Annotated in this window: 25 protein-coding genes and 1 riboswitch; of the genes, 15 read left to right on the forward strand and 10 right to left on the reverse strand. The window is 46.8% G+C overall.

Annotated features, from left to right (window positions below; translation table 11 throughout):
- Positions 1-21 precede the first annotated feature (21 nt).
- The 6 genes from ACQEXP_RS06300 to ACQEXP_RS06325 all read left to right on the forward strand — a co-directional run bounded on the left by ACQEXP_RS06300 (position 22) and on the right by ACQEXP_RS06325 (position 8,150).
- The gene (locus tag ACQEXP_RS06300; protein WP_269375174.1) at positions 22-564 is read left to right on the forward strand and encodes a TRAP transporter small permease subunit; all 543 of its coding nucleotides are present in this window, start codon (positions 22-24) and stop codon (positions 562-564) included.
- Entirely contained in the window at positions 551-1,936 is a 1,386-nt protein-coding gene (locus tag ACQEXP_RS06305) for a TRAP transporter large permease (RefSeq protein WP_269375175.1), read from the forward strand. The genes ACQEXP_RS06300 and ACQEXP_RS06305 overlap by 14 nt, the downstream gene beginning before the upstream one ends.
- 128 nt (positions 1,937-2,064) lie before the next feature.
- Positions 2,065-2,220: riboswitch (FMN riboswitch) on the forward strand.
- A 108-nt stretch (positions 2,221-2,328) separates the two neighbouring features.
- Complete coding sequence (gene ribB / locus ACQEXP_RS06310; protein ID WP_269375176.1) at positions 2,329-2,985, forward strand: 3,4-dihydroxy-2-butanone-4-phosphate synthase; 657 nt, start codon at positions 2,329-2,331, stop codon at positions 2,983-2,985.
- 158 nt (positions 2,986-3,143) lie between these two features.
- Positions 3,144-5,360, forward strand: coding sequence for a GGDEF/EAL domain-containing response regulator (locus ACQEXP_RS06315; RefSeq protein ID WP_426968873.1), 2,217 nt, complete (start codon positions 3,144-3,146; stop codon positions 5,358-5,360).
- On the forward strand, positions 5,357-7,582 hold the full coding sequence (locus ACQEXP_RS06320; RefSeq protein ID WP_426968875.1) for an ATP-binding protein: 2,226 nt from the start codon (positions 5,357-5,359) through the stop codon (positions 7,580-7,582). Before ACQEXP_RS06315 ends, ACQEXP_RS06320 begins: the two co-directional genes overlap by 4 nt.
- A 28-nt stretch (positions 7,583-7,610) precedes the next feature.
- Positions 7,611-8,150, forward strand: a complete 540-nt coding sequence (locus ACQEXP_RS06325) for a nucleotidyltransferase family protein (protein WP_426968876.1) — start codon at positions 7,611-7,613, stop codon at positions 8,148-8,150.
- On the opposite strand, the gene ACQEXP_RS06330 is transcribed toward ACQEXP_RS06325, so the two are convergent.
- Positions 8,140-9,351: a sugar efflux transporter gene (locus ACQEXP_RS06330; RefSeq protein ID WP_426968878.1), complete on the reverse strand. Its 1,212-nt coding sequence runs from the start codon at positions 9,349-9,351 to the stop codon at positions 8,140-8,142. The genes ACQEXP_RS06325 and ACQEXP_RS06330 overlap by 11 nt on opposite strands.
- 177 nt (positions 9,352-9,528) lie before the next feature.
- On the opposite strand from ACQEXP_RS06330, the gene ACQEXP_RS06335 reads away from it, so the two are divergent.
- Entirely contained in the window at positions 9,529-10,416 is an 888-nt protein-coding gene (locus ACQEXP_RS06335) for an AraC family transcriptional regulator (protein WP_426968880.1), read from the forward strand.
- A gap of 143 nt (positions 10,417-10,559) precedes the next feature.
- On the opposite strand, the gene ACQEXP_RS06340 is transcribed toward ACQEXP_RS06335, so the two are convergent.
- The 7 genes from ACQEXP_RS06340 to ACQEXP_RS06370 all read right to left on the reverse strand — a co-directional run bounded on the left by ACQEXP_RS06340 (position 10,560) and on the right by ACQEXP_RS06370 (position 18,467).
- Entirely contained in the window at positions 10,560-11,408 is an 849-nt protein-coding gene (locus tag ACQEXP_RS06340; protein ID WP_269375182.1) for an ABC transporter permease, read from the reverse strand.
- Between the two features lie 2 nt (positions 11,409-11,410).
- Entirely contained in the window at positions 11,411-12,691 is a 1,281-nt protein-coding gene (locus ACQEXP_RS06345) for an ABC transporter permease (RefSeq protein WP_426968882.1), read from the reverse strand.
- Positions 12,688-13,809, reverse strand: coding sequence for an ABC transporter ATP-binding protein (locus ACQEXP_RS06350; RefSeq protein WP_426968884.1), 1,122 nt, complete (start codon positions 13,807-13,809; stop codon positions 12,688-12,690). Before ACQEXP_RS06350 ends, ACQEXP_RS06345 begins: the two co-directional genes overlap by 4 nt.
- A gap of 121 nt (positions 13,810-13,930) precedes the next feature.
- A complete protein-coding gene (locus ACQEXP_RS06355; RefSeq protein ID WP_269375185.1) occupies positions 13,931-14,845 on the reverse strand; it encodes a dihydrodipicolinate synthase family protein in 915 nt (304 codons plus the stop codon).
- A 79-nt stretch (positions 14,846-14,924) separates the two neighbouring features.
- The gene (locus tag ACQEXP_RS06360) at positions 14,925-15,890 is read right to left on the reverse strand and encodes an ornithine cyclodeaminase family protein (protein ID WP_426968886.1); all 966 of its coding nucleotides are present in this window, start codon (positions 15,888-15,890) and stop codon (positions 14,925-14,927) included.
- Positions 15,891-15,964: 74 nt separating this feature from the next.
- Positions 15,965-17,044, reverse strand: coding sequence for a polyamine ABC transporter substrate-binding protein (locus ACQEXP_RS06365; RefSeq protein WP_426968888.1), 1,080 nt, complete (start codon positions 17,042-17,044; stop codon positions 15,965-15,967).
- A gap of 157 nt (positions 17,045-17,201) precedes the next feature.
- Entirely contained in the window at positions 17,202-18,467 is a 1,266-nt protein-coding gene (locus tag ACQEXP_RS06370) for an NAD(P)/FAD-dependent oxidoreductase (protein ID WP_426968890.1), read from the reverse strand.
- Positions 18,468-18,578: 111 nt separating this feature from the next.
- Between ACQEXP_RS06370 and ACQEXP_RS06375 the strand changes: the two genes are divergently transcribed.
- From ACQEXP_RS06375 to ACQEXP_RS06395, 5 genes are all read left to right on the forward strand, one after another.
- Positions 18,579-19,580 (forward strand): 4-hydroxyproline epimerase, encoded by a 1,002-nt coding sequence (locus ACQEXP_RS06375; protein WP_269375190.1) that lies wholly within the window; start codon positions 18,579-18,581, stop codon positions 19,578-19,580.
- Between the two features lie 38 nt (positions 19,581-19,618).
- Positions 19,619-21,139 (forward strand): aldehyde dehydrogenase (NADP(+)), encoded by a 1,521-nt coding sequence (locus ACQEXP_RS06380; protein WP_269375191.1) that lies wholly within the window; start codon positions 19,619-19,621, stop codon positions 21,137-21,139.
- A 242-nt stretch (positions 21,140-21,381) separates the two neighbouring features.
- Complete coding sequence (locus tag ACQEXP_RS06385; protein WP_426968892.1) at positions 21,382-21,846, forward strand: hypothetical protein; 465 nt, start codon at positions 21,382-21,384, stop codon at positions 21,844-21,846.
- 72 nt (positions 21,847-21,918) lie between these two features.
- Positions 21,919-22,203, forward strand: coding sequence for a hypothetical protein (locus ACQEXP_RS06390; RefSeq protein WP_426968894.1), 285 nt, complete (start codon positions 21,919-21,921; stop codon positions 22,201-22,203).
- Between the two features lie 153 nt (positions 22,204-22,356).
- The gene (locus ACQEXP_RS06395) at positions 22,357-22,947 is read left to right on the forward strand and encodes a DUF1471 domain-containing protein (RefSeq protein ID WP_426968896.1); all 591 of its coding nucleotides are present in this window, start codon (positions 22,357-22,359) and stop codon (positions 22,945-22,947) included.
- A gap of 98 nt (positions 22,948-23,045) precedes the next feature.
- Here ACQEXP_RS06395 and ACQEXP_RS06400 read toward each other — a convergent pair whose 3' ends face one another.
- Entirely contained in the window at positions 23,046-23,522 is a 477-nt protein-coding gene (locus ACQEXP_RS06400; RefSeq protein ID WP_269375194.1) for a peroxiredoxin, read from the reverse strand.
- 233 nt (positions 23,523-23,755) lie between these two features.
- Between ACQEXP_RS06400 and ACQEXP_RS06405 the strand changes: the two genes are divergently transcribed.
- Positions 23,756-23,989: a hypothetical protein gene (locus tag ACQEXP_RS06405; RefSeq protein WP_426968898.1), complete on the forward strand. Its 234-nt coding sequence runs from the start codon at positions 23,756-23,758 to the stop codon at positions 23,987-23,989.
- 64 nt (positions 23,990-24,053) lie between these two features.
- Here ACQEXP_RS06405 and ACQEXP_RS06410 read toward each other — a convergent pair whose 3' ends face one another.
- Positions 24,054-24,395 (reverse strand): thiamine-binding protein, encoded by a 342-nt coding sequence (locus ACQEXP_RS06410; protein WP_419723626.1) that lies wholly within the window; start codon positions 24,393-24,395, stop codon positions 24,054-24,056.
- Between the two features lie 287 nt (positions 24,396-24,682).
- Between ACQEXP_RS06410 and ACQEXP_RS06415 the strand changes: the two genes are divergently transcribed.
- Together ACQEXP_RS06415 and ACQEXP_RS06420 are read left to right on the forward strand one after the other, a co-directional pair.
- Entirely contained in the window at positions 24,683-25,354 is a 672-nt protein-coding gene (locus ACQEXP_RS06415; RefSeq protein WP_269375196.1) for a GntR family transcriptional regulator, read from the forward strand.
- Positions 25,355-25,368: 14 nt separating this feature from the next.
- Complete coding sequence (locus tag ACQEXP_RS06420) at positions 25,369-26,130, forward strand: transcriptional regulator (RefSeq protein ID WP_269375197.1); 762 nt, start codon at positions 25,369-25,371, stop codon at positions 26,128-26,130.
- The last annotated feature ends 241 nt before the right edge of the window (positions 26,131-26,371 follow it).

Consider the following 26,371-nt stretch of genomic DNA (forward strand, 5'->3'; position numbering starts at 1 on the left):
AATGGTTGTAAGGAGTTGCCAATGAGCAAGGTGCTATATTCTACCCCTACTATCCCTATGTACTACCAAATTGAAAAAGCGATTGTCAGTGCTAGCCGTCTACTCGCATGGACCAATCTCGTTCTGGTCGCGGTAATCATTATTCAAGTCGTGTTGCGTAAAGTCTTCTCTAACGGCCAAATCGCGCTCGAAGAGTTACAGTGGCATCTCTACGCCACCGCGGTTATGTTCGGCACCGCCTATGCACAAGTGACGAACCTACATGTTCGCGTTGACCTGTTTTATCACAAGTTCTCGCCGCGTAAACAAGCCATCATTGATATTCTCGGCCTGGCTTTGCTCGCGATCCCATTTGTGTTGGTCGTTATCCTGCATTCCTATGATTTCGCCTACGAGTCATGGCGGGTCAATGAAAGTTCGGCATCCCCCTCAGGATTGCCTTACCGCTGGATCATCAAAAGTATCATCCCTCTTAGCTTTAGCATGCTCTTGTTATCCATGATCGCACGGATCTTACGCAACATCGAAACTCTGACGAAAGGAGCGACACATGGAAGCAAATGAATGGATTGTTATCGCCATGTTTGGCTCATTTATTCTGTTGCTGTTTACCGGCATACCTGTCGCTTATGTGCTGGGTGGGATAGGTGTGGTGTTTGCTGCCGTCGGATACTTCGCCGATCTCTATCTCGATACATTCACAGGCTTGGATTACACCAGTTTGGGGTTAGTGGTCAATCGCATTTATAAAATCATGGATAACTGGATCTTGGTGGCATTGCCCATGTTTATCTTTATGGGAAATATGCTCGACAAATCTGGAATTGCTGAAAAGTTGATGTCTTCAATGCAAGCTCTGTTTGGCAAAGTACATGGTGGTCTGGCCGTCACCGTTATGGCGATTGGTATTATCTTAGCCGCTTCGACCGGCATCATAGGCGCATCCGTTGTGCTCCTGACCGTTATGTCACTACCGAGTATGATGCGTCAAGGTTACCACTTGCCTCTCGCGCTCGGGACGGTGGCCTCCGCTGGAACGCTCGGAATCTTACTCCCTCCGTCGATCATGTTGGTGATTATGGCAGACCAACTTGGTCTATCGGTCGGTGATCTCTTTATGGGTGCCATCATACCGGGTTTGTTGCTTGGCACTCTGTACATTATTTATATCTTAGTGGTCGGTAAAATAAACCCCGACAAAGCACCTGTGCCTGAGCATGTTGAGCCCGTTGATTGGGGACTGATCTTACAAGTATTCAAAGATATCACTCCAACAGTGATGCTGATTTTCTGTGTACTGGGATCGATATTTGCGGGTGTCGCAACCCCCACAGAAGCGTCAGGAATCGGGGCATTAGGCGCGACATTACTGGCCGCTTACAATAAAAAACTCAGTCTAAAAGTACTCAAAGAAGTCTTGCTGGCTTCCTATGGCACTACGGCCTATATCTTTATGATCTTCTTAGGCGCGTCTTGTTTCGCATTGGTTTTGCGTGAACTTGGTGGAGATGAACTGATTGAATCATTTTTGAGTGGCTTGCCATTTGGTCCTTACGGAATCATTGCGTTCATTCTAATGATTGTGTTCTTACTCGGTTTTTTCCTCGACTGGATCGAAATAACCTTAATAGCCCTTCCTCTGCTTGCGCCGGTGATTGCCAGTTTGGGGATTGAACTCGATGGGCATGGTGTCGTGGACAATCCAAGTCTGGTTTGGTTTGTCATGCTGGTCGCAATGGCGCTGCAAACCAGCTTCTTAACTCCGCCTGTTGGCTTTGCGCTCTTTTATCTCAAAGGGGTCTGCCCTGAAGGGGTGGCGTTAAAGGATATCTACCGTGGAGTCGTGCCATTTATCCTGATTCAAATTGTCGCCTTGGTCTGCCTGGTTGCTTGGCCACAATTGGTGCTCTGGTTTCCCAGTGTCGCCTATGGATAATATGAACCACTAACCAAACCTAAAGCCAACGAATCCTCGTTGGCTTTTTTATTCTAGCCCGTCGAGCTACTGTATTGATTTTCCTATCAGAACCGATACAATCCCCTCGCTATATTAGCAAACGTTTAATTTATTCTCAGGGCGGGGCGAAATTCCCCACCGGCGGTATTCCCCTAGCCAATTTTGACATTGGGGTGAGCCCGCGAGCGCTCGATACGTCGAGGTCAGCAGATCTGGTGAAAACCCAGAGCCGACGGTTATAGTCCGGATGAGAGAGAATGAAAACACACCACGCTAGCCCCTGCTGCTGTGGTGCATTTCGTTTTGGCTGTGACTTTTAACGTCGCAGTACTCATGCATGCCCTGATTCTGGTGATATTTAGGAGTTAACCATGAATCAGTCATCACTACTTGCCGAATTCGGCGACCCAATCACGCGCGTTGAACAAGCACTCGTTGCCCTCAAACAAGGCCGAGGCGTACTGCTTCTTGACGATGAAGACCGTGAAAATGAAGGCGATATTATCTATTCCGTCGAATCTCTTACCACTGAACAAATGGCATTGATGATTCGCGAGTGTAGCGGGATTGTCTGTCTTTGTTTGCCAGAAGAGCAAGCGGATCGTTTAGAGCTAACCCCAATGGTCAGCAACAACAATAGTGCCAACCAAACTGCCTTCACGGTTTCAATCGAAGCGAAAGTCGGTGTCACCACTGGCGTTTCTGCTCAAGATCGCGTAACGACGATTAAAACCGCTGCAAACCCTCTGGCAAAACCATCGGATTTGGCTCGTCCAGGCCATGTGTTCCCTCTGCGTGCACGCAAAGGTGGCGTTTTGGTCCGTCGTGGGCATACGGAAGGTACTATTGACTTGATGCAAATGGCAGGGCTCCAGCCTGCTGGTGTGCTTTGCGAAGTCACCAATCCAGATGGGACAATGGCCAAAACAGCAGAGATCGTTGCTTTTGGTAAACTGCATAATATGCCTGTTCTGACCATCGAAGATATGGTGATGTACCGTCAACAGTTCGACCTAAAGCTTGCATAAAATCTGAATGCCAAGCCCATCGTTTGGGCTTGGCTTACAAAAGTCTTATCGCCAAAACCCTCTGCCGCTATCCTTTCTAAAATCAGTCATATTTCGCATCTCTATACTTCTAGGACTAAACTTTTATCTTAGTGATATCTCCAAGGATAGAGGATCGAATGGACGAGGAACAAAACTCAAACGATGATTTGCTGGTCATTATTGAAGATGAGCCAGATACGCTTGACACAACGTCTCCGAAACTAACTTGGCGAGTGCTGATCGTTGACGATGATCCCGATGTCCATCATGCGACAACCTTATCCCTAAAAGACATCATCATCGAAAACCGCCCAGTCGAGTTCCTTCACGCCTATTCCGCTGCTGAAGCAGAACAGGTACTGAGTCATGAAACGGATATCGGTGTGATACTGCTTGATGTCGTCATGGAAACCGACCACGCAGGGCTTGAGTTGGTCGAAACCATTAGAGAAAAACTGCATTTAAGCGCGTTAAGGATCATTCTTCGTACAGGTCAGCCAGGCTATGCTCCTGAAATGGAAACCATTCAGCGTTATGACATCAACGACTATCGCACCAAGCCTGAACTGACTCGAATTCGCCTCTTTACCATTCTGACCAGTGCCATCAGAGCCTATCAACAGATTTGCAACCAACATACTATGCGACAAGGCTTAGAGAAGGTGGTCAAAGCTAGCACTGAACTCGCCCACTATCATGGCATGCGTATGTTTGCAGAGGGGGCAGTAAAACAGATCAGCGCCATCATTCAGATAGAACCCGATGGCTTAATTTGCGTTCAGGAAAGTCTATCGGATTGCGCTTCATCTTCCGCGCAGATCATCGCCGCAGCTGGCCGCTACCAACAGTATGTTCAGTCTCCAATAGAGCAACTGGACTCACACAACATCCGAGACCGAATCCTAGCTTGTCTTGAAAAACGTGAAAATCAACTTGAAGATGGGCTAACTCTCTATTTTTCCACTGAGCATGGCAGAAAATTGGCCGCTTATGTCGATGTGAATCGCCCTTTGGAAAGTGTGGATCAGCATCTTCTCGAAGTGTTGTGCGCTAATCTATCGGTTGGTTTTGACAATGTCTTGCTTTATAACCGCCTTGAGCAGCAAGCATTCACCGATCCTCTGCTCAACATACCCAACCTAAACAGCCTATTGCAGTATCAACTTTCCTCTTCTCAATCGGAGCACTCACAAGTCATGGCTCTGATTGACATTGATGACTTTTCCGTTTTCAACGACAGTTTCGGTCACAAACTAGGAGATGATCTGCTCATCGCAGTTTCCGAACGACTTAGCCACGCTTTTCCAAACTGTTTTCTATCAAGAGTTGGCAGTGATGTATTCGCCATCATTGGTTCGCAAAAAGATGTGACCGACTTGACCATTAGCAACGTTTTCCAATGTAACTTCACGGTTGATGACCAACCTTTCAAGGTAATGGCAAGCATCGGTCTGGTTGAACTCTGCCAAGGCGATGAACTCTCCGAACGTTACAAAGATGCCCAAGTCGCGCTGAAACAAGCAAAAATTCATCATCGCGGTGCTGCCATGACCTTTTCACAGCACATGGGGCAAAATGCTCGTGACAGGATGCAACTTCTTATCGAACTGAAACAAGCACTGGAAGAGAATGCTCTGTTTCTGATGTATCAACCAAAGTACAACCTCAACACACTCGAGTTAACTGGGATCGAAGCCTTGCTTCGCTGGCGCAATAAACATGGTGATCTTGTTCCACCAGATCAGTTTATTCCTCTCGCAGAACAGTCTGGGATGATGGTGAATATCGGCGCGTTTGTTATCGAACGCGCTTGCCAACAGTTTAACCAACTGCTCAATAGTGTCGGCACGCAGATAACCATGGCGATCAACATATCTCCAACCCAACTTGATGAGCCTGAGTTCGTTCATCTACTCGAATCCAGTCTCAAACAGCATGCCATTGCACCGCAGCAAATTGAGTTAGAAATCACTGAGACCATTGCTGCTAAAAACCTATCTGCATTGTGCGAGGTGCTTAATCAAGTGCGTGATTTGGGCTGTAAGATCGCAATAGACGATTTTGGCACGGGTTTCTCTTCACTCAGTATTCTGCACAAATTACCTGCAACGCGTCTGAAAATAGATCGTTCATTTGTCGATGCAATGGAAGAAGATTGCAGCATCGCGAAGATGATCGTCAACCTCGGTCAAACGTTAGGTTTGCAGATCACAGCGGAAGGGATTGAGACCTCTTTTCAGCACGACAAACTGAAAGCATTTCACTGTGAAGAAGGGCAAGGATGGTTGTTTGCCAAAGCGATGGAAATGGAACAGTTAATTACCTTCGTCTCTCAACAGGACGACAAACAATGAGTGAGCCAGAGATGAAGAATCCGGACATCCCACCAGCATCCAACTCTGATCAACCAGCTGACGATGCTATTGCCAGAGTTCACGCCCGATCCGCAGCCTTGATTCGTCGATATCGCGCTATGATTTATGGTGGCCTGATTCTGATTGTACTGCTCACTCTAGGCAACACGTTGTATCTTAGTAACCAGCTCAAATCACAGCTCCTCACACAACAGACGCAAAAGGGAATGGAGTCGATGTTGTCGCTCAACAAGACACTCTCTGTTTCTCTTAACCATATCGACCGCATGCGTGGAGCACTGGAAACAGCCTATTTGTATCCCGAGCTTATCCCCCGTGATGGTGCTCTTGAGTATCTCAATCAGATCACTCAAGACTCGCCTCAAAACGCGCCGTGGGAAAACTTGCCCCCAGACGTAAGACTTAAATTGGGGCAACTTTTTGTTCGCTCAAATCCTAGAGATTACACCTTCGACGTCAGTGCGTTGCTCACCATGACCAGTGAAGTCGTTTCAACCCATCAGCAATACAGTGATTTTCAGTGGAGCTATTATTACGATGCCAATGAAGTACTAACCTACCTCTATCCTTGGTTAGGCTACCGTGATCTTATGGCGGCGACAGAAACCAACAATATGGACGACACCCTAGATATCATCTATCAGGCCGGAGGAACCTTTCCACTTAAACTCATTAACCCTAGAGCAAACCCGACTAAGCAGAAAGTTTGGACAACACCCTATATGGATGCGGGTGGGAAAGGCATGATGGTTTCACTGCTTGCGCCTGTTTATCACGAAGAGAACTTTATTGGTGCTGTCGGTACGGATATCACTCTTTCCGTCCTAGATAAAATCCTCACTAAACGACCACTCGACCTCGGTCGTTTAGTGATTGTCGATGACAAAGGCTTAGTGATTGGCGACAGTAACGGAGCATTGACAGACAAAACAGAGAGTCAGTCCCAACACGGGATTCTGACGTTGATGTCCATTGGCGAAGCCCATCGAGTGATCCATGGCGAGTTGCAAAACGTCTCCGATGGTTATTGGGTCTCTTTCATACTACCCGATACGCCTTGGCGACTCGTTTTAGAACTGACCAACAGCGAAATAAACCAATATGTCTTCGACAGTCTGTTACCCAACTTAATGCTGGCCTCAACCTTTACTGCACTCTTGTTGTTCGTCGTACTCTACCAACATTGGAACTTTAGTCAGCCAGCACTGCGCTTGGCGCAATTCGTTGAAGATCTGCCAAGTCAAGAGAACCCTGTTATTCCAGATGTACCTTCTCGCTGGCAAAATTGGTTTAAACGCGCCGCAAACAGGGAACAGGATCGACGCCGCTACTTAGCAACCATCGAGCAACAAACACAAGATCTCGAACGTCGAGTGAATGAACGAACCATAGAACTGGAGCATACGCTGGAAACCTTGAAGGCGACTCAAGAAGAGTTAGTCCGTTCAGAAAAACTCTCAGGGCTTGGCTCGCTGGTCGCTGGTGTCGCCCATGAACTCAACACTCCTATTGGCAATGCGATGATCGTCGCCAGCAGTCTAAAAGATTTTAATAAGCAGTTTGTCGAATCCATTCAGCAGGGATTAAGACGTTCCGCACTCGATAGCTATATCAGCAAAAGTACCGAGTCATCCGAAAGTATCGAGCGCAACTTACGCCGAGCTTCTGAACTGATTTCCAGCTTCAAGCAAGTGGCAGTTGACCAGTCGAGTTATCAAAGACGCGTGTTTGATTTGCAAGAGATCACTCATGAACTAAAAGTGACTATGGTACCAAGCCTTTCACGTCAACAAATTCAGCTCGAAACCGAATGTGAAGAATCAATCAAAATGGACAGCTATCCCGGTCCTCTGACACAGGTTCTGATGAACCTACTCTCAAACGCTTTGGTTCATGCATTCTCAGATCAGGCGCATAGGATGATAACCATTCGCTGCTATTCTGAAGGTCACAATGCCATCATCACAGTTACCGACAATGGGCATGGCATAGCGATTGAGAATCAAAACAAAATCTTTGACCCTTTCTTTACTACCCGTTTGGGTCAAGGTGGGTCAGGTCTGGGGCTTAATATCGTCTACAACCTTGTAACCGGACTACTTAACGGCAATATTCAAGTGACCAGTGAACCGGGCAAAGGCAGTTGTTTTACACTGACGCTACCGCTCAATGCACCAAAAAGTGATACTATCGAGTCCTAAGTTCAATCACCCGTTGTGCCGTACACCTATGAAGAGAATTGTTGAGTTAATCACGCAAGATCCTATCAGGGTTGAAGCTTTACGGTGTGCCGAAACGTTAGATCTTCCAGACTGGTATCTGGCTGCTGGTTTTGTCCGCAATCTAGTGTGGGATGCTTTACATGGGCTGAGTGAAGCAACACCACTCAATGACGTCGACCTGATCTATTTCGATCCCTTAGAAACACAAGTCCATCAAAATCTGAGATACCAGCAGCAGCTAACCAAGATGATGCCCGAGCTCAATTGGCAAGTGAGAAATCAGGCATTAATGCACATCCGAAATGGCGATCAGGCATATACCAGTAGCCTTGATGCGATGAGTTACTGGCCTGAAAAAGAGACAGCGATAGGTATCCGGTTAGATAAAGGGCAACGCTATCAATGTGCCGCTGCATTTGGTTATCAGTCACTGTTTGAGCTCAAACTCACTCACAATCCCAAGCGATGTAAAACCGTATTTGACCAGCGAGTATCAAGTAAAGGTTGGTTGAATCGCTGGCCAAAACTGACCGTGGTTAGTGACTAGAAATCGATGGAACCGTTGTTGGTAAGACGGTTTGTTGCTGACGGACTTTATAGGTAAACAACCACAACAAAATCACAGCAACAATCACACCTGCAAACGAGACATATAAGGTCGAATAGTAGTTATACAACTCACCCACCACGCCGACAGAGAGACTGGCCAGCAGCATACTGATACTCAACATACTTGAGAACAAGGTCGAAGCGGTTCCCAAACGATCACGCATCATATCCTGCAACACAACCATTCCGAGCGTTGCACATACGCCGATAAAGAAGCCATTTAAAATTTGCGCCGCCAACATAGTGGCAAAGGTTTGGCTTGTTAACATCACCGTATAGAACACAATTCCCGTCGCAACACCCAGCATCATTAACTTAATCGTACCGACCTTTTGCGCCAAACGTCCCGCCCATAGCATCACTGGGATCTCACACAATGCCGCTGCACCAAATAAAAAACCAAGCCAGTTTCCATCGACTTTCAACTCCTGAGAGAGATATAGCGGCATACTCGTGATATAGAGGTTGTTCGCCGCAAAGGCGAATACCATCGCGACACAATAGAGCGCAACCAGTTGGTTAACACCTCGGCGAGACGGTTTATCTTGCGATGGTTCACCAGAAGGCACAGTAGCTTCACAAGATGGCAATGAGGTTGTGATCACCAGAATTGCAATGGAAACGATCGATGCTGAGACCATAAACGCCGCGCTGAAACCGAAGCTCGCTTTGAGCATGAAGGCAGCCGGAGGACCAAATACCCAAGCTATGGCGATACCAGCACGCATCGTTGACAGAAACGTCGTACTATCTTCGACATTCTTGTCCGCATACTCTCTTCCCATCGCAAACAACTGACCAAATGAGGCACCGCTAACACTACCAAACACCGTTGCTATCGTGACTGCCAGCCAATAATCGCGAACAAAAACAAAGCTCAGCACAGTGATCAAATAGCAAGATAACGCGGCGATAAGAATCGTTTTACGCTGCCAGTTTTTATCGGACTGAGTCGCAATCAACTGTGAAACAATCACAGAGCTTACTACCGCAAGCACCATGTACATGCTCAGCATCATTGGGGATGCGCCTAGCTGCTCAACGATAAACAAGCTTGATAACGGATAAAAGAACGCACCGCACAAGCCTGAAACGAACGCTGTAAAAATAAACAATATTGCCGTTTTGTCTCGATACATGCCTAAACGCTCCTATAGCCAACCACTGACATTGAATGGCGTTAGTCTATACAAAGTTATCGAGATTCAATGATGGTATTCGAGCCACATCTAATACAAATCCTTCAACAACAGTTATATCTTTGACAGAAAATAAACACATCGATTACTCTAACTGCCATTATTGGAGGATGTCAGATGAAGCCGTTTATAGAAAATGTCCTTAACTCACCCAGCTATGACTGGCTGGTCAGGGAGTATCACTGTCGTGTTAAAAATGAGCAATTCGCCTGCTCATGGCACTACCACGCTGAATATGAACTGGTGCTTTATCTAGACCCTCAGCATGTGTTTAACGGTAACTACTTTGCTGGCGATGCCATCGGGCAAGTGAATCACAACACTCTCCTACTCTATGGGCCAGGGCTACCCCATATGATTACCGGACAGCTGGCAGGCAGTGACGAGAAGCCACACAGCTCGATTATCGTCTGGCTTAAACATCATTGGATAGAGAAACTTCAAGCGGCGATCCCTGAGGCTCGCAATATCAAACGCTTGCTGGAAAATGCCGCCTTTGGTCTAAAATTCAGTGCGGAAAGCGCCGAAAAAGTGTCTGCACTATTAAGTGGAATTGAAAGCAGTGAAAGGCACCTGCAAGCGCTGAAAGTGATGGAAGTATTGATCCATCTCGCCGATGACAAACAGTCCGAAAAACTGTCTGTAACCCCTTATCGACTCAAGGAGTTATCAGGCGATAACGACGCACACAAACGAGTAGCCATGGCGACACAGTTTATTGAACGCAACTATCAACACGCCGTCCGTATTTCCGACCTCTGTAAGGAACTGCATATTAGTGAAAGTTCAGCCTATCGTCTGTTTGAGAAGCATTATGGGGTAAGTTTTTCTGACCACCTAAAACAGTATCGCGTTGGTAAAGCGTGTGAGCTCCTCGCCAGCTCTTCCACCCCAATAGCCTTAGTCGCAGAGAAGACAGGATTTCAAAACCTATCGAACTTCAATCGCCAATTCCGCATGGTAAAACAGATGACGCCATCGCAGTTCAGAGCACGTTTTAACTAATTTTATCCCCTCTCTTCTCGCCACAAATAAAAAAGCGCTTCGGACAGAAGCGCATTGGCAATCGCATAAACAGGGGGTATAGCCTACATGTTCTACCTGGACAGTTGTTATTGCGTTATTCCAAAAAACTCACACGAGAAGAATTATTCACTGATGCCTCTAATCTTGGCATTGCGGCGACGTAACATTTCCAAAGTCACCAGCAACAAAACCGACATCAGTATCAACATACTTGCGACGGCAAGTATTGTCGGACTGATCTGTTCGCGAATCCCTGACCACATTTGTCTTGGCACGGTACGCTGCTCCACCCCAGTGATGAAAAGCGCCACCACAACTTCATCAAATGACGTACCAAAAGCAAATAGACCACCGGAGATCATCCCTGGACGAATCAATGGGAAAGTCACATGGCGGAAGGTATAGACTGGATTCGCACCTAAACTGTAGGCAGCTTTGACTAAACTATGGTCAAAACCACTTAATGTTGCTGTCACGGTAATCACGACAAACGGCGTCCCCAAGGCGGCATGTGCGAGTACGATGCCAGTGAAGGTCTGAGACAGATCTAGGCGGGTATAGAAGAAATACATCGCTGCGGCGGAAATGATCACGGGCACGATCATTGGAGAGATTAGAAACGCCATAATCACGTTGCGAAACGGGACGTTATTGGCGGCTAAACCCATCGCGGCTAAAGTACCTAGCACCGTCGCGACGATTGTCGCGCATACGGCAATAATGGTGCTATTTTTCAGTGCATTCAGCCATTGGCTATTGGTAAACATATCCGCATACCAGCGTATCGAATAGGCTTCAGGATCCAGACTTAGCATACCTTCTGTAAAGGTGAAGTACGGGGTCGCGTTAAACGACAGTGGCACGATGATCAAAATTGGCGCGATCAGAAACAAAAATACCAAAGTACAAAAAACCAGATAGCCAAAATAACCTGCTCGCTCACGAGCGGTACAATAAGCGGGTAATGCCATGATTAACCTCCAACCTTGATATTGTTGATTCCAACAACACGGTTAAACAGATAGAACAGAGCGGTGACCACCGCGAGCAATAGACCACCCAGAGCCGCCGCCATACCCCAGTTCAGCGAGGTTTGCATATGGTAGGCAATCATATTTGAAATCATCTGACCGCTGCGCCCACCGACTAACGCCGGAGTGATGTAAAAGCCAATAGAGAGAATAAAGGTTAATAAAGCACCAGCGCCAACGCCTGGCATGGTCAGCGGCATATACACCTTTATAAAAGCGACCATAGGCGTTGCACCCAAAGATCTGGCGGCACGAAAGTAAGTAGGGCTGATCCCCTTCATCACGCTGTAAAGTGGCAGAATCATGAACGGCAACAAGATATGTACCATAGCGACAATGGTGCCAAAGGTATTGTGCATCATCGCCAAACGTTCGGAGGTCAAGCCAGACCAAAGCAGTAGATCATTTATCACCCCTTGGTTTTGCAATAACACAATCCAAGACGTCGTTCGCACCAGCAGTGAGGTCCAAAAAGGCAGCAACACTACGATCAAGAGTAGGTTTGCCTGTTTATCTGGCAGATTCGCCAGCAGATAAGCAACGGGATATGCCATGACCAAACAGATCAAGGTAATCACCAGCGACATACCAAAGGTTTTGGCAAACAAGTCTACATAGACCTGTCTCGTTTCTGGTTGAGCCGTGATCTCTCCGCTTTCACCATAACGTAGATCAAGAGCGGCCAAGTAGTAGCTTAACGTATATGGCGAACTGAGGTTTTTCAGTGCTGCCCAGTATTGTTGTTCACTCCAACGTTGGTCTAATCTAACGATATCTTGAATAGAAGCAGGCAGAGCGTTTAGCTTCGCGACCTGACGCCCTGTTTTCATCATCAAACTGCGCATACCTGATACTTCGATGTTCATTCGGTTTGCCAATTTAGGTAAGGTCTTGTCGTGATATCTCTCTTTCAGTTCCGCCATAAAGGTTTGCTGAACCTCTAAGCTCGGTACCCCCTGATAATTCCATTGTTTGATCGCTTGCGCCGTTTTGGGAAAGCCATTGGGCAAGGCGTGGTTGTCTACACTGCGGTACAGCATTTCGACGATAGGGAAAGCAAATGTCACCAAGATAAAACAGACCAAAGGAAGGATGAGCAAAATGGAGCGAGTCTGTTTCTGACGTTCAGCCCGCTTAAGTTGCGCCTTGAGTCCCTTGTCTGAACGGACAATTTTTCGTTGCAGCGACAGCACTGAACTTAGCCCCGTTAGTTCACGACTCATGCAGCCACCTCATGTTCAGCGGATGACGAAACACAATCAAGCGCGTGGCAGTCAACGCTGTGCCAGCCAACATGATACTCTTGCCCTGGCGTAAAGGCTCTTGCTCCGCGGCTATCATTCGGAACCTTAACCACTAAATCGCCCACATCGGCTACCCCAACAACTAGACGGTGATGGTCGCCATGGTAAATCACTTCGCGTAGTTGACCTGTGACAATGTTGTCACACTCGTGTGATTGTGGATCAATGATGATTTTCTCAGGTCGAATTGACAGCAGTGTCGCTTCTCCAGCGTGCGTCACTTTAACGGCTTTTGCCAAGATATACTGTTGACCCACTCGGACTTGGCAACGTTGTCCTTCGAAACCAGAAACCATGCCTTTAATTTGGTTGTTTTCACCAATGAACTGAGCAACAAAGGCATTGCTTGGCGACTCGTACAACTCGGTTGGCGAGGCAAGCTGCTGCACCGCACCATTATTAAACACCGCGATACGATCTGACATAGTCAATGCTTCGTCTTGGTCATGGGTGACATATAAAATCGTAATTCCCAACTTTTCGTGTAGGCGTTTTATCTCAAGCTGCATCTGCTCTCTCAGTTGCTTGTCCAGAGCGCCTAAAGGTTCATCCATCAAAACCAGTTTTGGTTCGAAGACCAGAGCCCTAGCCAATGCAACACGCTGTTGCTGCCCTCCAGATAACTGTTTAGGGTATCGAGTCGCAACATGTTCCAACTCAACCATCGCCAATGCGGCTTGAACCTTCTGATCGATCTCAGCACTGTTTAACTTGCGTACCTTGAGCGGAAAAGCGAGGTTCTCCGCAATAGTCATATGAGGAAACAGCGCATAGTTTTGAAATACCATGCCGATATCACGCTTGTGGGGGGCGAGATTATTAACCGGAGTACCATCAATATAGATTTCACCGCGCGTCGCTGTCTCAAAACCCGCTAACATCATCAAGCAAGTTGTCTTACCCGATCCCGAAGGTCCTAGCATGGTGACGAACTCACCGGGCTCGATGGCGAGATTAAAGTCCTTTACGACCAGATTTTCCCCATCATAGGTTTTCTGGACATGCTGAAAGCTAACGTATTCCTTCTTTACTGCCATTGTCATTCCTTATGCACAATAAATTCGATTGCAATCCATATAGGTAAAGGGCTTAACGCCAAAATAAGCCGTTTACATAGAGAGATTTAGGGCAAGGAGCATCCTTGCCCAATAGCGGTTTTTACAGCTTGTATTTAGAGAGATCTGGACGAGTCGCAATGGCATGCTCAACTAAAGCAATCACTTGCGCACGTTCTTGACCTTGAAGCTTTTGACGTGGGGCGCGAACCTGTTCACTACCGCGGCCACACACTTGCTCAGCCAGTTTGATGCACTGAACCAAGGTTGGAATCGTGTCTAATCTCAATAGGGGTAAGAACCAGCGGTAAATCTCGAGAGCTTCCGCGTAGCGACCTTGGCTCGCAAGCTTGTAAATAGCGACCGACTCAGCAGGGAAAGCGTTAGTCAAACCAGAGATCCAGCCCGTCGCACCCAACATTAAAGACTCAAGAGCAATGTCATCGACACCACTGAACACGGTGAAACGATCATCGAAACGGTTGTAGAGTTCCGTGATACGGCGTGTATCCGTGGTCGACTCTTTGACTGCAACAATGTTTTGGTACTCGGCAAGTTGCGCCATCATGTCAAGGGTAACGTCAACACCGTAAGCGACTGGGTTGTTGTAAATCATGATTGGCATGTCTGGCGTTGCTTGCGCCAGTGTGCGGTAGTATTCCACGGTTTCGCTTTCAGATGTGCGGTACACCATGGCTGGCATAACCATACAGCCATCGATACCGATCTTTTTCGCATCCTGCATGTAATCGACAGCCGCAGTCGTAATTGACTCGGCCGTTCCTGCAATCAGCGGCACACGGCCCGCAACGACCTCTTGCGCCGCGGCAAGCACCTGACGCTTCTCTTCAGGATAAAGTGCACAGTTCTCACCCACAGTACCTAAACAGATAATGCCGTTTACGCCGTCGTTAATTTGGTTATCAATGACGGTCTGTGTCGCATCGAGATCGATGCTTTGATCATCACGAAACTGAGTACTGACTGCTGGGTAAACACCTTTCCAATCTACGTTCATCTTTTACCTTCCATTTGTATATTGTATGCAATTTAAGTAAGCGGCCGAAACCGAAATGAGTAAGGGCTCCCCCAGAAATTTACATGGCTTGTTTTTGGGTCAACACAAACTTAACCGCGGCGAGGTCAGCCAATGCGCTACCCACCGACTTATACAGGGTTATCTCCTGCTCATGACGTCGTCCACCGTGCTGATGACGACACAATTCGTTCAACTCAGCTTGGATCTGCTCGACGGAGAACAAGCCTTGCTTGATTGGAATAAGGAGATCCCCTGCTTCAGCTAATACGTTGATGCGGCTATCAACAAACACGCTAGAACGCTCGACACTGATACTGTCACATTCACGTTTGTCGATATCATGATTACCAATCAAATCGATGTGTGTTCCCGGCCGAATCTTATTTCCATCAAAGAGCGGCGATGCCGATCCAGTAACGCAAGTAATAATGTCGATCTCGCTCAACGCAGCATCAAGATCATCAATAATCTCTACCGTAAACTGACGCTCAATCGGCAATGATTGATATTCTCGGCTGGTCAAGATCGTATCGACCGTTTGGCGCGCCTTGTCCTCGTTACGACCCCAGACCATGACTTTTTGCAGTGGGCGAACGGCGGCGTAAGCATAGGCCATATATGGTGCCAAATTACCCGTACCACAGATCAAAAGACGCGTCGCGTTCTTACGTGCTAGATAGTCTGCGGCCAGTGCAGACGCGGCGGCTGTGCGCCAAAATGTCAAAACCTTGCCGTCCATCAATGCCAATGGCTCTCCGTCACTGCGACGAAAGGCCAAAATTTTCGATGCTAAGCTGTCTTTTCCATGCATAGGATTTTGCGGAAAATAAGTAAACGCCTTGACGGTAATGAGATCTTCGCTCCATGCAGGGAGCAGTGCAAACGCGTCGTAGCCATTCTCCTCAAGCGGCATCACTCGACGTTGCGGTATCGTCGATTGTTGTTGATACGTCTCACGCATCGACTCTATCAACTCGGGCATCGTCAGGCAGTCGACAATTTGCTGCGCATCTAGGTTGATCATTGCTTGTTCCTTTTTGAAGGTTAGGTGCTGCCTGTGGAGAATCAGATCAACACCTAACCGTATCTAGTGGTTGATTAGTTTAGAAGCCAAGTGTTGAACTCTTCGTTTAGCTCATCGGCGTAATCTGACCACCATTCATCATCAATCAAAAAGGCGGTTTGAAAGTTATTTGGCGCTGTCGGCAGACTTGCTAAAATCTTTGGACTGATCTGCGCGGATGACGATTTACGCGTTGGGCCATAAGCGACATACTTTGCCTGTTCTGCAAGTGGTTGGGTACCTGATGAAAACTTAATAAAATCAAGCGCCTGCTCAAGATTTGGACTGCCTTTTGGAATCGCCCAACCATTCATATAACCCAACTGGTGATCCCAAATGATTTTGAACGGCTGTCCTTCTTCCTCAGTCGCACTATGGATACGACCATTGAATGCCGAAGCCATAGTCACTTCTTTGTCTGCTAACATTTGCGGAGGTTGCGCCCCGGTAGTCCACCACACCACTTGAGGTTTGATGCTATCTAGTTTGGCAAACGCACGTGCTCGGCCTTCCGCTGTTTCAAGCGTCTTGTAGACATCTTCAGGTTTAACACCATCAGCGATCAGAGCCCATTCTAGGTTGCCCTGTGGCATTTTTTGTAGCGCACGACGACCAGGGTAGTTCTCAAGATCAAACAGATCCGTCAGCTTTGAAGGTGCAGACTTACCTTTGAACGCATCTTCATTGATTGCCAGCACTGTAGAAACAACAATGGTGTTAACTGCACACTCATGAATGGCACCCGGAATAAAGTCTTCTGAGGCTGGTGTACCATCCGCACCTGCCGGTAGTATGCTCGGATCGACCGTCTCTAACAGACCTTCGGCACAACCGCGTACGATGTCTGGCTTATCGAGAGAAACCAAGTCCCAACGGACATTATTGGCTTCAACCTGAGCCTTGATTTCAGCTAGGCCACCACTAAAGTCTTCAGACACTAACTCGACACCTGTTTTTGCCGTGTAAGGTTTATGGTATGCCTCAACTTGACTCTTAGTAAACGCTCCTCCCCATGAGACGACCGTTAGTTTATCGCCAGCATTGGCAGTATTGATTGTTCCTAACAGCATTCCAGAAACCAAAAGTGCTAGTGGTGTCATTGTCTTTCTTGACATGATTTTTGCTCCTTATTGTTGTCACATCGGGGTCATGCCCCGAAATCTGTGGACGCCTCAATACTGCTGTTAGGCATCAAAACTGAAACTCTTTGATTAACTTTTTATTAACATAATACGCATGTATATTTTATACAATATTTAATTTTAAAAATTTTTAGCAAAAGCGACTCAGCGCAAATGGTGAAATATCGAGCGATGTTTGACTCGCATTATTTAACTCGCAGATCAGTTCAGCAGTGATGGCTGCCTGAGTTAACCCTAAATGCTGATGCCCAAATGCCAGTAATATTTTGCCCCCCTCTCGGCTATCGATAACAGGCAATGAATCCGGTAGTGAAGGACGATTCCCCACCCATTTTTCACCACACTCATCCAGCTCACCTTCTGATTTGAGTAACCCCTTGGCAAGGTCCTTTAACATACTTGCACGCTTCATATTTGGTGGTGCATCTAAGCTGGCATACTCAACGGTACCCGCTAAACGCAAGCCCTCATCCATGGGAGTCATGATGAATTTTCTGTCCGCAGAGCTGACGGGGAATGGCAAAAGATTTTTCAATTTTGGCACCATCAGATGATAGCCTCGCTCAGCTTGGAGAGGCACTTTGACACCCGTCAGTTTCTTAACTAATGGGGTTGATTCCGCGCCTGTTGCAATCACGACTTTGTCGAAAGAGTGGCTTTCACTTTCAGTTAACACGACCCCTAACTCACCATCAAAAAACGCATCCTCAACTTGCTCTTTCACCCAACGCCCACCAGACCGAGAAAACACAAAACCCAGCTCAAGGCACAATTTATAAGGGTTTAAGCTATGTCCTGTATCGGGAAAGAAAACCCCATAATTGACGGATTCGGACAAGTTCGGCACTTTGGCCTGAATCATGTTTTTATCCCATATGTCACACTTCACCCCTTGTTTTTCGAGCGCTTTAACTGTTGAGGTGTAACTGTTAAACAGGGCTTCACTTTCAAACGTGAGCAACGAACCATTCATCACAACCAAGTGTTTTAGACCTACCTGATCTAGCAGCTTAAACCAGCTTTCCATAGCCACTTCATTGAGACTAGTCAGTGCTCGCGTCGCGTGTTCAGTCGGCTGTTTTCTTGCTTTTAATAGGAATCGAATCATCCAAGGAGAGGTCTTATGAATATCCTGAAAGCGGATCGAGACCGGACTCGTTGATGAGAGCAACATCTTGGGAATTTGAGGCAAAAGCGCGGGGGTCGCCAGCGGGAAAACTTGCTCAGTGGCAAAGTGTCCAGCATTGCCTTTTGAGCATCCTTCGCCAATCCCTCGCTTATCAAAAATGGTGACAGCTGCCCCCTCAAGTTGCAGTTTAAGTGCAATACACAAACCAATAATCCCACCGCCTACTACGGCGATTTTTTGTCCTTGCGATGATTTATTGCTCACCATTTATTTTGCTCCTTATCACGTTTCAAAAACAAAATTGTATAAAATATACTTAACATCACGATAACATCCAATCCCATCACTTCAACTAATTTCTTATTCAAGGAGCGAGAAATGAGACAGGGAACCTTCTTTTGTATCGATGCCCATACCTGCGGCAACCCAGTGCGCTTGGTGGCAGGGGGAGTTCCGCCACTTGAGGGCAAAACAATGAGTGAGAAACGTCAGTTTTTCCTCAAGAACTATGACTGGATCCGTCAGGCACTGATGTTTGAGCCACGGGGCCACGCTATGATGTCGGGTTCTGTCGTTCTTCCTCCTTGTAGCGAGAATGCCGACGCTTCAATCCTATTCATTGAAACCAGTGGCTGCCTGCCAATGTGTGGCCACGGTACGATTGGAACCGTGACCTCAGCGCTTGAACACCGCTTAATTACACCTCGAGTCGAAGGACGTCTGATCTTGGATGTGCCTGCGGGTCAAATCGAAGTCCACTATCAACGTGACGGAGAGAAAGTCACATCAGTGAAGATCTTTAATGTTCCCGCTTACCTAGCCCACCAAGACGTCACCGTGGAAGTGGAAGGAATGGGCGAGATCACTGTCGATGTTTGTTACGGCGGAAACTACTACGTGATCGTCGATCCTCAGGAAAACTATCGTGGACTTGAGCACTACACCTCTGACGAGATCCTGATGCTAAGTCCTAAAGTACGTAAAGCCGTTTCACAAGCAGTGGAATGCATCCACCCAGACGATCCAACGGTCTGCGGCGTCTCCCATGTTCTCTGGACTGGCACCCCGACTCACCCTGAATCAACCGCTAAAAATGCCGTTTTCTATGGTGAAAAAGCCCTTGATCGCTCTCCTTGCGGAACGGGGACCAGCGCACGTATGGCTCAGTGGCACGCGCGAGGTAAATTGAAGCAGGGCGAGGATTTCATACATGAAAGTATCATCGGTAGCCTGTTCACCGGCCGCATTGAAGGTATCACTGAAGTCAACGGTCGAGTTGCGATTCTACCAAGTATTGAAGGTTGGGCTCAGGTAACGGGTCACAACACGATTTGGGTGGATGACCAAGACCCATATGCCTACGGATTTGAACTGAAATAAACGATGGAATGTTTCATCGACAAAATTAGGATTATGTTATGAGTACACTTGCCACTTTTTCGGCACTTAACCCAGCGACAGAGCAGCCTCTCGCCGGTGTTTTTCCACAACACACCCATCAGGATGTTGATTGTGCAGCGAAAGCAGCCCAAGAGATCGCTAAAAGCTATCGCCAAACCACTCCAGCCCAGCGCAGCCAGTTACTGCAAACAATCGCAGACTGCTTAGAAGCGCAACGTGACGCGATTGTTGAACGTGCGAATCTTGAGTCAGCCCTCCCGCTGGCAAGACTTAACGGCGAGTTAAGCCGAACAACCGCACAACTACGTCTGTTCGCTGACGTAGTGGAAGGTGGTCTATGGCAAGAGGCGATCTTCGATAGTGCGAACCCAAATCGTGAGCCTGTGCCAAAAGCGGATATTCGTCGCCAAAACATCGCTATAGGCCCGGTGGCTGTATTTGGCGCATCAAACTTTCCACTGGCATTTTCTACCGCCGGCGGAGATACCGCCTCTGCACTTGCCGCTGGTTGCCCAGTGATTGTTAAAGGCCACCCTGCCCATCCAGGCACCAGTCAAATCGTGGCTAGTTGTATTGCTAAGGCACTAGACTCCCTTTCGATGCCACAAGCTATTTTTACCCTGCTGCAAGGCACAACTCATGAATTGGGTCAGTCGGTCGTGGTTCATCCCGCGATTAAAGCTGTCGGTTTTACCGGATCAATCCATGGTGGTCGTGCCCTTTTTGATCTCGCTCAAAGTCGTCCTGAACCTATTCCCTTTTATGGCGAACTTGGCGCTTCGAATCCTGTATTTATCCTGTCAAACCGTATGGCAATGCACAGCCAGTCACTCGCGGAAGAGTACTTGCTCTCAATGAATATGGGCTGCGGTCAGTTCTGTACCAAACCAGCCGTGGTATTTGTGACAAAAGGCGAAGCGACTGAACAGTTCATGCAGCTAGTACGCCAAGGTATTGCCAGTCAGCAAGGCCAAACTATGCTCACTTGTGGCATCAAGCAAAACTATCTCGAGCAAAGCGAAAAACGTGCTTTGCAAAAAGGCCTAACCCACACCCAATCTTCCCCAGAACAAGGCGTTCCTGCGATCTTGTTTGAGACCACCAGCCTCGACTGGCGTAATAACCCACAATGGCAAGAAGAGATTTTTGGCCCACAATCTATCGTCGTGGTGTGTGATGACGAACAAGACATGCTTGAGTTAAGTCAATCTCTGGACGGTAGCCTGACGGCCACGATTCACGCCGAAAAGGAAGACTATCACAGCGCCGGACGCCTAATCTGCGAACTTGAAGAGATTGCAGGTCGTATCGTATTTAATGGCTGGCCAACTGGTGTTGAAGTCAGTTATGCCATGGTGCATGGCGGCCCTTACCCCGCCTCTACTATGCCGGCAAGTACCTCTGTCGGTGCGGAAGCTATCAAACGCTGGTTGAGACCAGTGGCTTACCAGTCTGTCCCTGAAGCCTTGCTGCCAGACGCATTGAAAACCGCCAACCCACTCAATGTTCGCCGCAGTATTGATGGCCAGTCTGCCTAAAAAGCCAGCGACAAAACCAACCTCATTACAGGTTGGTTTTCGTCTATTTTGTCCTAACCCAAACCACATTGAATTTTAAGAACTTATTAGCAACAGATGTCTTTAAAATGCCACTAGTTTCTTAATCTGCTGTGATACTATTCCACTCTACAAGCAAATCTGCCAATAAGACCGATAATTGGCGTGTTTGATTTTAGTTCAGTCACTATCGATAAAATCTAAAACTTGATTAAGGTGTACAAGTGGAAAATAGAGTTGTGAGAGCGTCCAAACTATTAGGGTTGGGTATCGTCCTTTACCCGATTACTTACTCGTTGCTTAATTTTGTACTGCCAATCCTTATTGGGGTAACAGGAGGGGAGGAGCTCTTGCTAATCAATTCATTAGAAGTCATCACCTGGTTCATATTACCGATTTTTTCTGTCTTCTACTTGTTGGCTTTTCATCAGTTGTCCGAAATGCTCAAAGGTTGGCAAAGACTGCTCGGTTACACCACGATGTCATTGGCCGTTGCGGCTGAAGTCGTTTTGCCATTTATTGATCGTGGCTTAGTGAGTAGTTCAATCTCGTTTTTTGCTCATGTGGGCGAGCTGATTGTTCTGAGTGGTTGTTTATTCTTAATTAGCAACCAGATTAAACAGCATATTGAACGTAATCAAAGCCTATCAAGCCGCACTCATCTTAGTGAGATACCGACTCTGGATTAGTTTGTTGAACTTTTAAGGCGTTTATGACTCAAATTTTCGCGCTCAGTATTGTTAGATATTTTGAAGGTTAAAATGAAAAAGAGCTTATTGTTGATTGGCTTGTTGAGTACAAGTTTAGGTGTTTCCGCTGCAACATTGGAGGAGTGTACTAAGCTGCTTCCGGATGGGTATGAGTACACTGTCGATATCACATTTAACGTGGATAAAACCAAGTCAGAACCCGTTGTTACTGGAAGCTTTGGCGTCACCGGTGGGACAGATACACCTGAGAACTTTGATATCAGTGCTTTTGTTGAATGCGCTGGCCCACTCCTTAAAAACGTCAATTCCGAAACCGACCAAGAAAGCAGCTCTTAACAGTGTTCTAGGCGTCAACACCAGATGTTGACGCTCTTTATTTAGAATAATCCTTATCCAAGTCACTAAAATCATTATCATAACGATAAAAAATTATTGTTTTTCAGTGAGATACAGCTAGCTTATCATCCTGCCTTTTGTCATTAGTTGCATATGAATAAAGCTCTCCTATTAATCCTTTCTGCCTTTGCTGTTAGTGGTTGTGTTACGCGCAAAGTCGCCGTCATCCCAGCGGCAAAATCAATTAGCCCAATCTCTGAAGTTGCTATCCACAATCTCGACTGTGAGATGATTGATACTTACACGCTTGAAGACGCTCATCCAAATAATGTTACACCCGTCTTGAAGAACCAAACTCACATGTCAGGTGGTAACCGATATCGTATCGCAGAAGTACTTGATACAAGTCGTGGACGTCCGAGCAGTGTTGTTGCTGAGATATATAGCTGTGGCACTACCACATACAACACCAAGCCAGCGGGTATTGTTAGCTTATTGCCTGGAGCTCACGAAGTTAAACCAATCGCATTTGCTGAAATTGAGAATTCAACATGCAAAGTGATTGGTAGCCACATTGTTGAAGAGACAAATCCTGAAGGACTTTACACAGAATTAGCCAACGAAGTCTTTATGCGCGGCGGTAATCGATACCATATCACCAATATTATCGCCTCTGATGGCGCCAAGCCGACCTCAGTGTCCGCCGACATATACCGCTGTAAGCACCAGTCCGTTGCATTTTAGTTGATCACCAACTAACTATAACGCTAATAACAAAAAGCCGACCTAAGTAACTTTAGGTCGGCTTTGCGTTTTGTGTAGCTAATATCCGATAAAGCTAGTTATTTAAGCGCAGCTAGCATGACCTCTGCCGTGCTCACTTCAAACTGCTTAGGCTGTTCAACATTAAGTTCAGTGACGATACCGTTGTCAATCAACATAGAATAACGCTTCGAACGCACACCACCGAATCCCGCTGTATCCATTTCTAGACCAAGCGCTTTAGTAAAGCTCGCATCACCATCACCTAACATCATGATCTCTGAAGCATTTTGCGCCTCGCCCCACGCATTCATTACAAATGCATCGTTTACCGAAACACAAGCGATAATATCGACTCCCGCCGCCTTTATCTCATCCGCCAAAACAACATAACCAGGTAGGTGAGACTCTGAGCAAGTTGGCGTAAATGCTCCTGGTACCGCAAACAAAACAACACGTTTATTGGCAAACAGTTCATCAGTATTGTGCGTAACCATACCTTGTTCATTTAGCTCACTAAGCGTTGCTGATGGCAGTGCCTGACCTTTTTCAATCATTTCGACTTTCCTTGTTGGATTAGTTTGTAACAGTGTATCGGCTTATGCTCAAACAGACCACCTACTAGAATTAGGGGCTTTATAAATCGGGGAGAAATTTAAAGCTTAATGAAAAATAATTGTATGTTGTTCAGTGAGTTGACAGCTAAATTCGCTATAATGCGGAAACCATCCACTATCATTGATTAGATAGCCATTGTCGTGGCTTTGAGAAGGGTTGAAGGAGAAATAGCTTGGTTTACGCATACGGTGAGAAAGAGACAAAAGCCTTCTGTTGCAACTGCAAGGAAGTCACTGTCCATCGGTATCACAATTTTTCAAAGGCTGAGCCCGATACCGAGGTTAGGGGCTTTATCTCTGGTTTCTTTGCGGCTATCGCCCAGTCACTGATGGAAGGCGAAGCTACGGGCGACTACAAATGTAAGGTGTGCGGTACCTATCTTAGTACGCCCGATTACGTTGATTAGCGACCAGATTGACCGTCTAAGCTGCCGATTAATGAGAGCTAGATTTGCCTTGACGGTCTAACAATCAATTTTCGACAAACATATGGTTGGCTTTGGTTACTCCGCGATCGTAAGTGCAAAACGTATCGGTCGCCGCCTCTGTTTTACTGTGAATCTTTATGTTGGTGATAACTTCAACCGCACCTGCGTCATAGCAAGCTTGCTGAGCATCTTTGACGATCTCTAGCAACCTATTGAGCTCACCTTTCATGGTGGTTTCCATTGCACTCACTTGAAAAGGCACACCTGACGCTTTGACGACTGCAATCGCCTTATCAACAACTTCAAAGTTGTTACCTTCTTTAACTCTTGGAATAACTTGAAAAGCCAGCATAACTTCATTCAGCAGTGGTTTTAGAGATGACATCACTATTTTCTCATTGTTTGTCTTGAATTGAATAAAGGCATCTTACCACGCTTAAATCAGCCAATAACCATTGTTCGTTATTGCGAGAACACGCCAGTCATTATCCTTATCAATTAAGAGGTTATATCCCCAATGACTTGCTTATTCTGTGAACAAAGCTCACAGCAGGATCCGCCAACTGTTGACCCATCCCCCAAAAAAGCGCCGTTATGCGCGTCGAAAGTCGCTTTGCTTCGCGCAAATGGTATATTGAATAAAATATTGAAAGTGAAAGATTGGAGACTCGGATGTCGCAAAAACCTGTTTTTAAAACGCGAACCCAGTTAGTGGAAGAAGCTATCCGCACTAAAATCCTTAAAGGCGAATTGAAAACTGGTCAGCCACTGCGCCAAGATGCGCTGGCTAAAGAATTTAATGTCAGTCGAATTCCTGTCCGCGAAGCACTGATGCAGCTAGAAGCTCAGGGCTTAGTCAGCTTTGAAGCGCACAAAGGGGCAACCGTTACAGAGCTATCACCAGATAAAATTGATGAACTTTTTGAGCTTAGAGCGGTGGTCGAGTGCCATATTTTAGAACGCGCTATTCAAAACATGACCGATGAAGATCTCGCTCGCGCGAATGAGATTCGCGAACGCTTTGATGACATGGTTACCCGTGGCGATCAGGTTGAAGAATGGAGCAACTACAACTATGAGTTGCACAAGGCACTCTATGCGCCGGCAAATATGCCAGAAACCATGGATGTCATTTACAACCTCAACACTAAGTGCGACCGCTATATTCGCATGCAGCTATTGTTTACAGAGGGGACAGCCAAAGCTGATAACGAGCACAAAGCGTTGGTCGAAATGTGCCAAAACCGAGATATTGATGGTGCTAAATACATGCTTAAAAAGCACATTCTTGAAGCGGGAGCGGCTATCCGAGATCTGCTTTTAGAACGCAATAGCTCTCAATAAGGCAAACAAACGCAATGCATCTAGGGCCAGAGTTTCTGCTTGCCGCTATTCGGCAAAAAATAAAAGATGAAGGTTTATGCTATAGCGCGTTGTCGGACAAAACCGGCATCCCGCTATCGACCATAAAGCGACACCTGCATAACCCGTCTCTCGGCCTTGATAAAATATTGCTCTACACCACCCATCTCAATACGGACCTGCAAGAGCTGTCTGCAATAGCGATTCAGATCCAACGTGACAATGAGCAGTTTTTGTCTGATGAACAAAACGCGCTCTTTGTCGAATATCCCTATCTGCTAGATTTTATCTACCTGATCACCTCATGCAATAAGACACCACAGGAGATCGCCGAGGACTATCAGTTGTCCGATTCAAGTGTGCGGTTCTATCTCAGCATTGCTGAAGTTCTCGGTTATATCGAAAACCTTGGCGACAAGATTTTTTATCGATCAGGTCGCCGCTTTATCATGGAAGAAGGAACGGCTCTCGACACGTTGTTTAAACGACGTTTTGAACGGGTGTCTATGGCACATGAGACCCTATCTCAGGTGTGTCAGGCTCGTGTGCGCTTAACCACGGAACAGCGTTTACAGCTTGAACAGGACGTCGATCAAAAGATAGGTGAAATGCACGCCGCGAACTGCGCTACAGGCACTGGTGAGTTAACCAACGTACTGATGCGAAATACTCCAGGGGAGCAGATTTTCTTTTCTGATGGCTTACCCGAAATCAGTGGAGAGCTGCTGAAAGAGGTCTCTGCCCGCTTCCGCCGCTAGCCAGCATCACAGCCTACAATTTGATGCTGTGATCTATCACCAATTCCCACCAAGCTTGATGGTTAGATTTTGTACAGTCTCAAATTTTAAGACCGCCAGTCTCTGAATCTGCCACCTTGTTACAATCATGTTAATTAATGTTTGTTGGATAATTTTATACAATATACATTCCTCATATCCCTTTGGTCATGATGGGGTTGTCCCCATGCCGTTTGCGGGCTAACTCTCTGACACCAACGGG

Origin of the sequence: Vibrio sp. TRT 1302 (assembly GCF_050113875.1) — a bacterium.
In the GTDB taxonomy this organism is placed as follows: Bacteria; Pseudomonadota; Gammaproteobacteria; order Enterobacterales; family Vibrionaceae; genus Vibrio.